The organism is Paenibacillus sp. AGC31 (genome assembly GCF_057334655.1).
The window spans coordinates 169,835-182,454 of sequence record NZ_JBHFJH010000027.1 but is presented as its reverse complement, the minus strand read 5'-3'; the positions used below and the strand labels follow the sequence as shown (position 1 = coordinate 182,454).

General features: G+C 48.3%; 14 protein-coding genes and 2 pseudogenes. 9 read left to right on the top strand and 7 right to left on the bottom strand.

Annotated features, from left to right (window positions below; translation table 11 throughout):
- Position 1: 1 nt before the first annotated feature.
- The 6 genes and pseudogenes from ACE04G_RS12705 to ACE04G_RS12680 form a co-directional block, all read right to left on the bottom strand.
- A complete protein-coding gene (locus tag ACE04G_RS12705) occupies positions 2 to 220 on the bottom strand; it encodes a hypothetical protein (protein ID WP_449004288.1) in 219 nt (72 codons plus the stop codon).
- A gap of 23 nt (positions 221 to 243) precedes the next feature.
- Positions 244 to 435: pseudogene (locus tag ACE04G_RS12700) on the bottom strand (glycosyltransferase); the annotation flags it as partial.
- A gap of 185 nt (positions 436 to 620) precedes the next feature.
- Positions 621 to 1,367: a class I SAM-dependent methyltransferase gene (locus ACE04G_RS12695; RefSeq protein WP_339183052.1), complete on the bottom strand. Its 747-nt coding sequence runs from the start codon at positions 1,365 to 1,367 to the stop codon at positions 621 to 623.
- On the bottom strand, positions 1,354 to 2,757 hold the full coding sequence (locus ACE04G_RS12690; RefSeq protein ID WP_449004236.1) for a nucleotide sugar dehydrogenase: 1,404 nt from the start codon (positions 2,755 to 2,757) through the stop codon (positions 1,354 to 1,356). Before ACE04G_RS12690 ends, ACE04G_RS12695 begins: the two co-directional genes overlap by 14 nt.
- A gap of 75 nt (positions 2,758 to 2,832) precedes the next feature.
- Entirely contained in the window at positions 2,833 to 3,822 is a 990-nt protein-coding gene (locus ACE04G_RS12685) for a polysaccharide biosynthesis protein (protein ID WP_339183048.1), read from the bottom strand.
- A gap of 18 nt (positions 3,823 to 3,840) precedes the next feature.
- Positions 3,841 to 4,530 (bottom strand): glycosyltransferase, encoded by a 690-nt coding sequence (locus ACE04G_RS12680; protein ID WP_339183046.1) that lies wholly within the window; start codon positions 4,528 to 4,530, stop codon positions 3,841 to 3,843.
- A 311-nt stretch (positions 4,531 to 4,841) separates the two neighbouring features.
- On the opposite strand from ACE04G_RS12680, the gene ACE04G_RS12675 reads away from it, so the two are divergent.
- Positions 4,842 to 5,552: a GT-D fold domain-containing glycosyltransferase gene (locus ACE04G_RS12675; RefSeq protein ID WP_339183044.1), complete on the top strand. Its 711-nt coding sequence runs from the start codon at positions 4,842 to 4,844 to the stop codon at positions 5,550 to 5,552.
- A 216-nt stretch (positions 5,553 to 5,768) separates the two neighbouring features.
- Here ACE04G_RS12675 and ACE04G_RS12670 read toward each other — a convergent pair whose 3' ends face one another.
- Positions 5,769 to 6,176 carry a hypothetical protein gene (locus tag ACE04G_RS12670; RefSeq protein ID WP_091015180.1) on the bottom strand — a complete coding sequence of 136 codons (408 nt, stop codon included), beginning with the start codon at positions 6,174 to 6,176 and terminating at the stop codon, positions 5,769 to 5,771.
- A 190-nt stretch (positions 6,177 to 6,366) separates the two neighbouring features.
- Here ACE04G_RS12670 and ACE04G_RS12665 point away from each other — a divergent pair, with 190 nt between their 5' ends.
- The 8 genes and pseudogenes from ACE04G_RS12665 to ACE04G_RS12630 all read left to right on the top strand — a co-directional run bounded on the left by ACE04G_RS12665 (position 6,367) and on the right by ACE04G_RS12630 (position 12,463).
- The gene (locus tag ACE04G_RS12665; RefSeq protein WP_339183041.1) at positions 6,367 to 7,515 is read left to right on the top strand and encodes an RluA family pseudouridine synthase; all 1,149 of its coding nucleotides are present in this window, start codon (positions 6,367 to 6,369) and stop codon (positions 7,513 to 7,515) included.
- 72 nt (positions 7,516 to 7,587) lie between these two features.
- Positions 7,588 to 8,166 carry an SLOG family protein gene (locus tag ACE04G_RS12660; RefSeq protein ID WP_124113482.1) on the top strand — a complete coding sequence of 193 codons (579 nt, stop codon included), beginning with the start codon at positions 7,588 to 7,590 and terminating at the stop codon, positions 8,164 to 8,166.
- Between the two features lie 157 nt (positions 8,167 to 8,323).
- On the top strand, positions 8,324 to 9,139 hold the full coding sequence (speD, locus tag ACE04G_RS12655) for an adenosylmethionine decarboxylase (RefSeq protein ID WP_036610662.1): 816 nt from the start codon (positions 8,324 to 8,326) through the stop codon (positions 9,137 to 9,139).
- A 183-nt stretch (positions 9,140 to 9,322) separates the two neighbouring features.
- A complete protein-coding gene (flgB, locus tag ACE04G_RS12650) occupies positions 9,323 to 9,733 on the top strand; it encodes a flagellar basal body rod protein FlgB (protein WP_221819275.1) in 411 nt (136 codons plus the stop codon).
- Positions 9,734 to 9,884: 151 nt separating this feature from the next.
- A pseudogene (locus tag ACE04G_RS12645) lies at positions 9,885 to 10,373 on the top strand (GNAT family N-acetyltransferase); the annotation flags it as partial.
- Between the two features lie 210 nt (positions 10,374 to 10,583).
- The gene (locus ACE04G_RS12640; RefSeq protein WP_449004284.1) at positions 10,584 to 10,985 is read left to right on the top strand and encodes an NUDIX domain-containing protein; all 402 of its coding nucleotides are present in this window, start codon (positions 10,584 to 10,586) and stop codon (positions 10,983 to 10,985) included.
- Positions 10,986 to 11,003: 18 nt separating this feature from the next.
- Positions 11,004 to 11,867, top strand: a complete 864-nt coding sequence (locus ACE04G_RS12635) for a helix-turn-helix transcriptional regulator (protein WP_339183039.1) — start codon at positions 11,004 to 11,006, stop codon at positions 11,865 to 11,867.
- A 68-nt stretch (positions 11,868 to 11,935) separates the two neighbouring features.
- Positions 11,936 to 12,463: an ankyrin repeat domain-containing protein gene (locus ACE04G_RS12630; protein ID WP_339183037.1), complete on the top strand. Its 528-nt coding sequence runs from the start codon at positions 11,936 to 11,938 to the stop codon at positions 12,461 to 12,463.
- Positions 12,464 to 12,620 lie beyond the last annotated feature (157 nt).

Below are 12,620 nucleotides of genomic sequence, written 5' to 3'. Positions count from 1 at the left end.
GCTAAGCTGCTCGTGTAGCCGGCCATGCCAGCGGCACCCGGCATCCCGCTTGACCAAGCGAAGCCGTCGGTCCGTCACGAGCGGACTTCCCTCCGGGCCCTCGGCCAGCGTGTAGTTCAAGATCACAGCTGCCGTCTCCCCCTCGGACGGCAGCTGCTGCTTCAACACCGCAAGCTTCGCCCGTTCCGCAGGCAGCAGCACATCGTCCGCATCCAGCCACAGGATGTACTCCTGCGTAGCCTTGGCGAATGACTCATTCCGCGCAGCGGAAAAATCTTCCTTCCACTCATACGTGTAGACCTGGTCGGTATACTGCGCAGCGATGTCCATCGTACGATCCGATGAACCGGTATCCACAATGATGATTTCGTCCGCGATGCCGGCAACCGAATCAAGACAGCGCGCCAGCGTGCGTTCCTCGTTCTTCACAATCATGCACAGACTGATGGTGATCACGTTTTGAGCCCCTTCCTGTCGTACGCGTATTGCGAACTGTCGATCATGCAAGTTCCCCTATTTTCTAATTAACTCAAGTACATAGTTCCGGTGTACCTGCAGTAATTTTAATCTCTCAGGCACATGCCTTCTTATATCCTATCCTGTTACAATCGTATCCCATGTTACACTTCTCCACTCTCCTGACGGCGAAGCCGTTTCACCTGCTCCACCGCACTGTCCAGTGCCTTCTTGCGCTGCTTCATTACGCGGAGGTGCTGATGTTCCACCTCGGCAAAATGGACATGATCCAGTTCCATCCACTCCATCAATTGATCCAAAGTCGGCGACATATGCAGTTGTGTACTCCGCCGTTTGCGGGCCACGCAACATAGATATTTATGATGAACTTCAAGTTTCAAGACTTCAAAATACGGCATCAGGGTCATCGCCAGGCTTCCTGCATAGAAGGTCTGCTTGTGGTCATAGAACGGATGATATCCATACGGTACGGTCACAACCAGCGTCCCATCCTCTTGCAGCAGCCGATGAATCTGGACCAACAACGTCTCCGGATGAGCAAAATGTTCCAGTACTTCTCCAAGCAGCACAGTATCAAAGGTCGTCCGTACTTTCCATTGCGTAATATCCAGCATTCGAAAATCCACATTGTTCCTAACTGGCCTAGACTCTTTGGCAAGCTCAGCTTGCGCATATCGGACACTTTCTTCTTCCAAATCAATGCCAGTGACACGAAATCCTTCACGTGCCAGTAGAATGGACGTAATGCCCTGACTGCACCCGACATCCAGGATGCGTTTGCCTGTCGCCGCACGACACATCCAGTGGATACGTGTTCTCGTCGCTTCATGAGAATCCTCCGAATTGATCTCGCCGTAATAGCGTTCACTCACCCGGTCATGATTCGCCATAGGTTTCTCCCGTGTTTCCTCGCCGTACAGGCTGACCCAGCACCACAATATTTCCCCCGTGGCATCCGGCCGTTGCATTGCGTGTATCAAAAATCAGCTTTGCATGATCCGCCATCTCCTGATAATCGAATGCCGAATGATCCGTGGTGATGATCACCAGATCAGCTCCTGTCCACAATTCCGGTACAGCAGGCCGAGACTGGAGCATCGTACCGTCATCCTTCCGGAAGACAGGCACCATTGGATCGGTGAAAACCACATCTGCGCCCGCTACGCTCAGCAGCCGAAAAACGTCCAATGCTGGCGATTCGCGCAAGTCGTCAATATCTTTTTTATAAGCCATACCCGCCAGTACAACACGTGCTCCCCGCACAGATACACCATTCTGCTTCAGCAGCTCCGAGGCACGCTTCACTACTCTCTCTGGCATTTGCCGATTGGTTGCATCCGCCAGCTGGATGAATTGCAGCTCCGATCCCTGACGGTTTGCTGCCCAGGACAGATAGATCGGATCGATTGGGATACAATGTCCGCCGATACCGGGACCGGGATAGAAGGGCATATAACCAAACGGCTTGGTTGCCGCCGCATTCAGTACTTCCCAGATGTTTACACCCATCTGTTCACAGGCCGGGGTCAACTCATTCACGAGTGCAATATTGACACTACGAAATGTATTTTCGAACAATTTTGCCGTCTCCGCTACCGTTGTTGAACTAACCGGAACAACTTCGTTGAGGAATGAGCCGTAGAACTGTTTACCATAATTCAGACAAGCGGGTGTCGAACCACCAATAATCTTCGGGGTATTTTTCACACCATAATGAACACTGCCCGGATCTACCCGCTCCGGAGAATAACAGACGTAGAACTGTTCTCCAGCTCGCCAGCCGTTTGCCACTTCAATCGGTTGTTTCACGCGTTCTTCCGTTGTGCCCGGATAGGTCGTGCTTTCCAATATAACCAGGCTGCCTTCCTGCAAATACGGAGTTATGCCATCCACCGCGGCCGAGATATACGAGATATCCGGTTGATGATCGGCAGTCAGCGGAGTGGGCACACAGATCACGATGACATTCGCCTGTCTCACCGCTGCATAATCGGTGCTTGCCGTGAATAATCCAGCCTGCATAAGCGACTGCACAACATCATCTTCTATACCTATGACATACGAATTCCCGGCGTTCAGCTTAGCTACCTTGGAAGTATCGATGTCAATCCCGTGGACTTGATAACCGGCCTGTGCTATCTCTACAGCCATGGGTAAACCCACATAGCCTAGACCAATGACAACAGCTTTTAGGGAGCGGTCATTAATATGTTGTATAAGGTTACGTTGCTGTAACTCTTCATTACCTTCGTGCTGGTTGTGCTGATGATTTTCTTCCATACCTACCACCTCCAAACGCTCCGCCTCCCCTCAGTGGGCGTGTCTGAAAACTCCGAGCGAGTTTTGAGACACACCCTAATCGATATAGCCACCTGCACGCAAAAACCGGGCAATCGCTGGTTTGTTCATCATGGCACTGTCCGAGCGATACTCGGAGAAGTTCACACGTGGCAGACTGCTGTACTGATCCGTCAGGCTCTTGTCCTTGTGCTCCGGCAGGATGACATAATACTGCGCATCGTATTGGTACGTACGCGGCGCTTCAAAGGGCGAGATCAACACTTCATGCAATTTCTCGCCTGGACGTATTCCCGTCACCTTATAATCGAAGGATGGACGACCTGCCTGTTCCAACATGACGGATGCAAGTTCCGTCATCTTGCAAGCTTTCATTTTCATCACAAAAGTCTCTCCGCCCACGGCCGCCTCAGCCGCCTTAAGCAGTAAATGTATAGCTTCGGTACGCGTCAGGAAAAAACGGGTCATGCCTTTGTCCGTAATGGTCGGGCTTTTGCCTTCATCGATCTGACGCCGGAACAAAGGCACAACACTGCCGCTGGTTCCAAGCACATTGCCCCCGCGGATGCAGACAAACCGGGTACCTTCACTTAGCCAGTTGGCACGGATCATCATTTTTTCACCCAAAGCCTTGGTCATGCCATATACGTTAATCGGATCTACCGCCTTATCGGTGGACACATCGATGACTTTGGCAACCTGCATGCGTATCGCAGCCCGAATAATATTCTGCGTCCCGATTACATTGGTCTTGAACGCTTCATCAGGTTGGTCCTCGCAGACCGGAACGTGCTTCAGCGCAGCCAGATGGAAGAGCACATTCACACCTCTGCATGCATCTTCCACTGCCCGATAATCGCGGATATCCCCAATGATGAATCGCAGACGCGGATCATGGTTGAACTCTCGCTGCATCGCAATCTGGGCGTATTCATTACGTGACAGAAGGCGAATCTCAGCCGGGTCCTGCTCCAGCAGTACCTCAGTCAGCTTTTGACCCCAGGAGCCCGTTCCTCCAGTGATCAGAATCGTTTGTCCTTGAATCATGGATGAATCCCTCCCTGATCAGATCATGAATTCGCGTAGTACCTGTGCCATCTCATCCCGGCTTAACCGGTCTTTGGGCGGTACCTTTTTGGTTGAAGTATTGCTCGAATGCACGATGTTGACATAATTGCGCGGAGCAAGCAGCTCGTGCGGCAGTTCAATGACATTGCCATGTGTACCTCTGCCCGGAAGCTTGACCCGGTATCCTGCTGCGTATTCGGCTGTCTTATATAAGTAGACATAGAATTGCGGAGAACGGTGAAACGCTGGTGCCATCTCGTTATTCACACTGTCCCACAGATATCCGTTCTGGTTAATCAATGCCATCGTCTGCTGCTGCGGTTGAATATCGTAGAGTTGTTGAACAAAAGTTTTATGGTATAAATCATCCGAATCCAGACGGGCAATATAGAGCTGCTCCGTACCTTTGGCAAACGCCAAAATGGCACGCACACTCTCGATATTGGTTCCAAAACGAATATTGGAGGGAAGCGGCTCCTGACCCGCCAGAATCTCCTGCATTAATTCCCCGGATTCCTTGGACAACTTCACCACTGTGAGGAAATCCTGATTCGTCTGTGCCTTCAGGCAATGCAATGTGAACGTGCGGAAGATGCTCATCCGACGTTCCAGCCATTCCCGCGTCAATCGCTGCGGGTCCATCCCGTAATTGTTGAAGTTAATCTCAATCACAACTTTCCTGGACATAACATTCCTCCTCATGAACGCTGCAAATTCCGTTTACCGGATACAGACTGTTTTCATAGTTTTGATGCTGTCTTCCTACGAAGACCATCTTCTATCTATCTGATTGCTTACAAGCCACATCTCGCTTGTGAATCCAGCACTCTATATCGTATGAAACGTTGATAGAAGCGGTACCGACAGATGTACTAACTTTCATATAAATAGATTGATATACAACTGAAGATGACGCCCTTTGGGTCAAACGTACATATCGTTACGGTATTCGCAACATAGAATAGAACAGTTCAATTTTCAAAGGAGGCAACCCATCAATGAATTCGATCTATCTTGAAATGGAAGGTGTGCTTGATCAGCTCGAAGCGGCACTTCTGGAACACCGACCGCTGTCTCTTGTAAGAGTCGGTGATGGCGAGAATATCGTCATGTCTCAAGAAACCGTATGGCCTACGGAACAAGTCCTTCAGGAGCGTTGGGCCAAGAAAGCCAACCTAGGGCAAAAGGGACTTCGTCTTCCCAACCCGAAACTACGGGATGAAGTCGCCGCTTCCTTGCAACGTGCCGATATCGTGGGCATTCTTCCTCGTGGTGACAGCACCATCAATGCTCCCGATTATCTCAAAAGACCCCTGACCGACATGGTATTTGCACACTTTGGCATCTCTCCTCCACTGACTTGTCACGCCTGTGTCAATCGGGAACTGGCGCAGAACCCGCGTTTCTGGCAGATGCTTGCAGGCAAGCGTGTGTTACTCGTTACCCGTGAGATTGAGGAACTGCGTGTGATGCTCGAACGTGAGCCCTATAATCTAAACATTGTGACTGCCCTGCCCTTCGACAGCTATGATCAAATGGATGAAACGCTGCACTGGATTCAGAATAATCAACAGACCTTCGATGTCGCTCTCTTCTCCTGTGGCGTCAACGCGGTTATCCTTGCGGAGCGAACAGCCGCACTCGCAGGCAAAGTTGCTATCGATTTTGGCAAAGCCAACAACATCATTCTGAAAGGCCGTGCCAACTGATCATGGACAGTTCCAAACTTTAGATTCGTGATTTGTATTGAAACGTGCAGATGCTGTACGGCAAAAACCCCCGACTTCTTAAGCCGGGGGTTTCTTGCTGAGCGCTAGTCGAAACCTATCGCTGCATTGTCTTGCGTTTCTGGGGTATGAAGCGAACTCTGCCGTCAACGGAAGTGATGACGAAGCACTCTGCCTGTTATATTTCGCCTTTCACTACTAACCGGTGGCTGCAATACCATATAACATCTCCGGCCCGGTTCTTACTGCTGTGGACACCCCCGAGATGAACGAAGTATACACACTTTCCAATGCTGGTGGTGCAGCTAGATCCTGAGCTGTGAACGAATGAAATTCGGCACCTCCGTTCTGTCCAATCGTACCTTCAGCACGGTAGATGATATAGAAAGGATCATATAAAAAACCCCGCACAAGCTCCACAACAAAGGTATCTCCCAGTTCTCCCGTAACACCTACTGTCCCGTTCAACGTAATAATGGGATTCACCACACCCTGCGTCTGCAGACCAATGGTGCCGAAAGCTGTCGGGGATTCTGACAGTGACAAACCGGGCTGTCCTACGGTTGCCGAGTTCATCGAAGTTCTCATATCGAGAAACACGCCCATGAGTAACACCTCCAATGCTATGGGATACCCTATCCTATGAATCTCACTACTCTTATGATTGGATGTATAGCAGATTGTATGAACCTATTTTTATTTGTCGACTGTTAATGGTATATTGAACTGCATAACGAAAATGAACGGATCGTATGCACACAAGCGGTACAGGCTGTTCAGAAGGAGATTACTATTCATGAATAAACGCAAACGTCCAACAGGCAAGACATCGGCCTCGGCCAAGGGGAAATCTTATACAGGTTCATCTTCAGCACGGTCCGGCAAGTCCAACTTCTCATCTGCCAAAACATCAGGTGCTTCCGCATCTCGTAATACGGAGGAGAATAAGAAGCCAATAACCGCGAAATCATCGGGTGCACCCAAGAAAGCTGGAGGCAACAAACTCAAAAATGCCAGCGCATCCAAACGACCAGGTAATTCCTACTATCGCAAGCAGGAACCACCACGCCAGTACAAAGTGACCAAACCCGATGAACTGTTGAACTTCCTGTTGCAGCATTTGAAATCAGGACGGAACGCAGTGAAGTCCATTCTGGGTCGTGGACAGGTATCCGTGGATCAGAAGGTCGTAACCAAGTTTAATGAAGCGCTGACGCCAGGTCAGATTGTCTACATTCGAAAAGAAGGTGCAGTCGCTGCTCCGTCCTTAACGGGTATTAACATTTTGCATGAAGACGATGATATCATTGTGATCCGCAAGGAAGCCGGACTGTTGTCCATTGCCGCAGACAAGACAGATGACCTCACGGCTTATCGCCAACTGACAGAGCATGTACGCCGCACCAATCCGCTCAACCGGATCTTTGTTGTCCATCGTCTGGATCGGGATACATCGGGTGTGATGATGTTTGCCAAAAGTGAAGAGGTGCAGCAGAAGCTGCAAAACAACTGGAAAGAAAATGTGCAGGACCGCGTCTACGTTGCCCTTGTTGAAGGTTCAGTAGCCAAAGAAGAAGGCACCATCTCTTCTTGGTTGAAGGAAACCAAAACGCTGAAAATGTACTCCAGTTCTCGTCCGAATGATGGACAACATGCCATTACACATTACAAACGTCTGAAATCGAACCGTGAGTTCTCCTTGCTGGAAGTGCGTCTGGAGACAGGTCGTAAAAATCAGATTCGTGTGCATATGGAAGATCTCGGACATCCGATTGCCGGTGACAGAAAATACGGCGCACGCACAAGAGATCTTGGCCGTCTCGGACTTCATGCACGTATACTCTCGTTTATCCACCCTACAACGGATGAGTTAATGTCATTCGAAACGGATATTCCGAAGCCATTCCTGTATCCGTTCCGTGCAGAAACTCCACCTGTGAAATAACTGCACCACTAATGTGTGCATATATAGAAAATTCACTGATCAATTGATCATGCCTGAAAGGAGGAACGGACACTGAAAAACCTGTTGATCACCGGTTACCGGGCACATGAATTGCAGATTTTTGGACAGAAACATGAAGGTATTCCTTTTATCAAAAAAGCCATCTCCTCCCGACTCACTCCCCTTGTCGAGGATGGCCTGGAATGGGTGCTGACGCCGGGACAGTACGGTGTGGACCTGTGGGCCTGCGAAGTGGTGATTGATCTAAAGAAGACGTATCCACATCTGAAGCTGTCGATCATCACTGCCTTTCAGAACCCTGAGGAGCAATGGAAAGAAGACAAGCAGGAGTATTACCGTTCCATCCTCTCGGGTGTGGACTATTACGGTGCGATTAGCAATCAACCTTATATCGGGCCGTGGCAGTTCACTGCACGGGATGATCTGTTGCTCCGTAAAAGCGACGGTCTTCTGCTCGTCTATGATGAAGATGCCGGGGAAGGCAGTCCCCGTTTTGTGAAGGAAAAAGCCGTGAAGAAACAGCAGAACGAGGACTATACAATCATCAGTGTCACTTCAGAGGATATTCAATCTGTAGCTGAGGATGAGCGCATGAACGATATTATAGACTTTGACGATTCTTCATTCTGAAAAAATGTAGATCATCTGAAGTCCATTCATGCATAGCTTTCATCAGAGGGGAATCGTATTTTGAATGCCGTACATATGTTTTTTTTCGAGGCAGGTTGGGTATAAGTAGTATTATAACTGCGATGATATGTCGTATGGGATAAGGGGAACTGCAACCATGACAATTACGCCAGAGCAGCGCATTCAACTGCATGGATTTAACAACTTGACCAAGTCGCTCAGTTTTAATATGTACGATATTTGTTATACCAAAACCAAAGACGAACGCGAAGCTTACATTGAATATATTGATGAACAGTATAACGCCGCCCGGCTGAGTAAAATTCTGAACAATGTCTCTGACATCATCGGAGCCCACGTTCTTAATGTTGCCCAGCAGGATTACGTGCCTCAAGGTGCGAGTGTTACGATGCTTGTCTCGGAAGGTCCGATTGTGGAGATCCCTGAAGAATCACTCGATGAATCTCCCGGCCCTCTGCCAGATAACGTTGTCATGCAGCTGGATAAAAGCCATATCACTGTGCACACCTACCCTGAATTTCATCCCAGTGAAGGCATCAGTACCTTCCGTGCCGACATCGATGTCTCCACCTGCGGTGAGATCTCACCGCTTAAGGCGCTGAATTATCTGATCCACTCCTTTGATACGGACATTATGACGATGGATTACCGGGTGCGTGGTTTTACGCGGGATACAAGCGGACGCAAGCTGTTCATTGACCATGAGATCGGCTCGATTCAGAATTATATTCCGGACGAGATCAAGAGCAGCTTTGACATGATTGACGTGAACGTCTATCAGGAGAATATTTTTCACACCAAGTGTAAACTGAGGGAATTTGATCTCGATAATTATCTGTTTGGGTACACCAAGGATAAGCTCAGCAAGAAGGAACAACAGGAGATTACGGAGTGGCTGAAGCTGGAGATGGACGAGATCTATTACGGCAAAAATATTAATCGTCCCTCTTAAAGAGGTTGTTCAACGCTGATCCATAAGGGCAAAATCTAAGACAAGATTTCATGAAGGCAGGGTTCTTCTTATCGGGGAACCTCCAGCATGTGCTTGTCTTTTTCTTTGTTATGTTGACAGTGTGCAACTTTATTTCTTATTATAGAAGTAACTGTACAATCTACAGTGAAGGAGACTGAGCCCGTGATCGAAACGAATACGACAAGACGTAACGAATCACTGTTACAAGCGCTTACTGCACAACACAATGCCATCACCAATAACATTGCCAATGCAGACACACCCAACTACAAAAAGAAAACGGTAGAATTTCAGGAAGAGTTGAGACGTATCGTTGAAAATGGCAAAACAGATCAGCTCGCCATGAAGCGGACTCATAACAAACACTTCCCTGTCAGTGATCCCAATTCTTCCATCGTACAGTACCGAATTGTCGAGAACAACGAAACTACGATGAACAATAACAACAATAACGTTGACATTGACAAGGAAATGGCGGACCTTTCAGAGAACCAGCTCATGTATAACTACATGGTTGATCGGGTCAGTGGACATTACAAAAAAATGAAGAATTTATTGAATGATCTGAAATAATGAATGTACAAGCAGCCTGAAACGGCTGCTTTTTTTTATGGTTCTTTTCCACTGAGTATAGCTCGTTTGGTGCCATTTTTCGGTATCCGCTTCTGTTCGTAGTATAATGGGGAGAAACGATTGATTTCATATCGAATAAAAGAGGTGCAACATGTCTCCACGTCATTTAAATGGATTTCAAGGTTCCAAAGTCAGATTAGCGGCCCCATGCCCGGAAGATTGCATGCGTCTCTCCCGCTTCACAGACGATTATGAATACTTGCGCAACATGGATACCGATATCGCGATCCCGTTAACGCCGGATGAGACAGGGTCTTCCTCTGTCCGCCGAGACAACGGATTTGAATTTGCATTACGTACACTGGAGGGTAACCGATTCATTGGCTTCACAGCCCTGTACCGGATTGAATGGAACAATCGCTCTGCTCGTCTGGCCATTGGTATCGGCGAAGAAAATGATCGAGGTAAAGGCTACGGAAGCGACGCTCTGGCTCTGATTCTTCGATATGGATTCCACGAATTGAACCTGAACCGGATTGCGCTGGAAGTCATCGAATACAATGAAGCCGCGAGACGTGCGTACCTAAAAGCCGGATTCCGGGAAGAGGGTCGCCAGCGTTCAGCAGTTTTGCGGGATGGCATGCATTATGACCTGATCTCAATGAGTATCCTTGCTGAAGAATGGTCCGCACAGGCTGGGCTTCCCTTGTCATTCCAGTCTACTCGTACTCCTGAATCTGGGGATATAGTAGCGGGTGGTTTTTCACAACGTAATGGGAACGAACAAGCTGCGCTGCCTCTGTCGGAATTAAGTTCTGTTCCAAAAGGTGAATCTGAAATTTCACCTCGCATCGGCGTAGGTGCGGTCATCCTGAATGAACGGGGCGAAGTGCTTCTCGCCTGGCGGAATCGTCAACCCGAGCAATACACCTGGAGTATTCCCGGCGGGAAAGTAGATCCCTACGAATCACTGGAAACTGCCGTCATCCGTGAAATCAAGGAGGAAGTGAATCTGGATATCGCCATCGACAGTCTGCTCTGTACGGCGGAGACGATCCAGCCACAACATAAGGAACATTGGATATCCGTGCTCTATTCCACCAAGGTGATTGGCGGTCATGCTCGTAATCTGGAAGAAGGCGGAGCCATTGGTGAGATCGGTTGGTTCCCATTGAATGATCTGCCCTCTCCACTCGCCTGCTTTGCCGTACCTGGGCTGGAAGCTGCGAAGAAGTTATATAACCAGAATTAAGCTTGGAGGTGCTTGCAAATGTTGGAGATTCCTCTTCCTCGACCTGTACCCTTCATTCTGCATGAATCGAGTTCCCAATTCGATTGGAAAGGCAGCGGCTCGTTATCACTGAAAACATTCCGTAACGGAAAAACGCTCTATGAAGCGGGCCGCGGTCACTTCGCAGTTAATAATGAGAACTATCTGCTTCTGAATGAGGGTCAGGAATATAGTCTCCACATTGATTCATCTACTCCAGTTGAATCCTTCTGTATCTTCTTCCCTTCCGGTTATGTGGAAGAGATCGGACGGAATCTAATGACCAGTGATCTTCGTCTACTTGATGAGCCGTATAGTTATTCATCCTCTAACAAGATTGAGTGGGTAGAACGTACATATGCCATGGATAATCGGCTTGGCGCAGCTCTGAATGATTTGCGGAATTTGTACAGTCAAGACACACTGGATTCCTGGGCAATAGCGGAGCAGCTTCATCAGCTCGCTTTTCACATGCTGGATCTACACCGTAATGTTCAGCAAGAGATCAACGAACTGGATATGATCAGACGTTCAACCAGAGAAGAGTTGTACCGAAGAGTGTATATCGGGCATGAGTATATCTCCGCCTACTATGATCAGCCGTTAACGCTAGAACAGACTGCAGCGGCTGCACAACTATCCGTGAATCATTTTCTACGCAGTTATAAAAAGTTGTTTGGTACTTCACCCCATCGTTATCTGACCGAATGCAGACTATTGGCTGCGAAGCGGCTTTTGCTTGATTCGGACAGGTCTGTAACTAAAATCTGTTATGATGTGGGCTTCGAAAGCCTCGGTTCGTTCAGTTCATTATTCACTAGACGCTTCCATAGCTCTCCTTCCCAGCTGCGGGCAAAAAGGTGATTATGAAGAAGAACCTCTGAAGAGGAACATCTATAATTAAATTATCTCATCAGATGGAGGTATTCCTTATGAATCATGCAGAACAGATTAATCAACTATTTCAGGCTGCACAGTCTGGAGATGTGGCCAACCTGCAATTATTGCTCGCTTCTCACCCGGAACTCACCAATACTGAAAATCAGGATGGGTTAACTCCGCTGGGATATGCCTCTCATTATGGACAAGCAGAAGTAGTTCGTCTCCTTCTGGAGCATGGAGCAGATGTTAACACCCTTTCTCATTCAAAGATTTCCTTTATTCCGTCCAATACTGCACTACATGCCGCGCTTGCGGGAGAACGTTCGCCAGAAGTTATCCGCCTTTTACTCGAACATAGGGCATCCACAAGTATTCTGGACAGCGATGGACAATATGCATTGCACTCCGCAGCATTTCATACGGATCAGATCGAACTTATTGAGATGTTACTCCAGCATGGAGCTGATCCAAACGCGCTAAACTTAGCGGGCCAAACCGCACTGGATATTTCACTTGAGCGTGGTAACACGTCTACAGCTTCATGTCTGCTAGCAGCCGTTACAGCGCATCAGCAATAATGATTAGATAACGTGAGCAGTACCGCGAATAACCGTCAGGACTCTTTTTGGAGTACAAAGAGAAGGTCTGACGGTTATTTGTTGTCCTGTATGTTCTCATGCAAATACGTAGTTCAACTATTATAGAAATCAGGTACATACATATTTTTCTAAGAAA

Bases quoted from the DNA above. Each gene is read 5' to 3' on its own strand.
- speD (WP_036610662.1), top strand. From the start codon at position 8,324: ATGACAATTACGCCAGAGCAGCGCATTCAACTGCATGGATTTAACAAC.
- ACE04G_RS12670 (WP_091015180.1), bottom strand. From the start codon at position 6,176: ATGGGCGTGTTTCTCGATATGAGAACTTCGATGAACTCGGCAACCGTA.
- ACE04G_RS12630 (WP_339183037.1), top strand. From the start codon at position 11,936: ATGAATCATGCAGAACAGATTAATCAACTATTTCAGGCTGCACAGTCT.
- ACE04G_RS12675 (WP_339183044.1), top strand. From the start codon at position 4,842: ATGAATTCGATCTATCTTGAAATGGAAGGTGTGCTTGATCAGCTCGAA.
- ACE04G_RS12695 (WP_339183052.1), bottom strand. From the start codon at position 1,367: ATGGCGAATCATGACCGGGTGAGTGAACGCTATTACGGCGAGATCAAT.
- ACE04G_RS12690 (WP_449004236.1), bottom strand. From the start codon at position 2,757: ATGGAAGAAAATCATCAGCACAACCAGCACGAAGGTAATGAAGAGTTA.
- ACE04G_RS12635 (WP_339183039.1), top strand. From the start codon at position 11,004: ATGTTGGAGATTCCTCTTCCTCGACCTGTACCCTTCATTCTGCATGAA.
- ACE04G_RS12680 (WP_339183046.1), bottom strand. From the start codon at position 4,530: ATGTCCAGGAAAGTTGTGATTGAGATTAACTTCAACAATTACGGGATG.
- ACE04G_RS12685 (WP_339183048.1), bottom strand. From the start codon at position 3,822: ATGATTCAAGGACAAACGATTCTGATCACTGGAGGAACGGGCTCCTGG.
- ACE04G_RS12665 (WP_339183041.1), top strand. From the start codon at position 6,367: ATGAATAAACGCAAACGTCCAACAGGCAAGACATCGGCCTCGGCCAAG.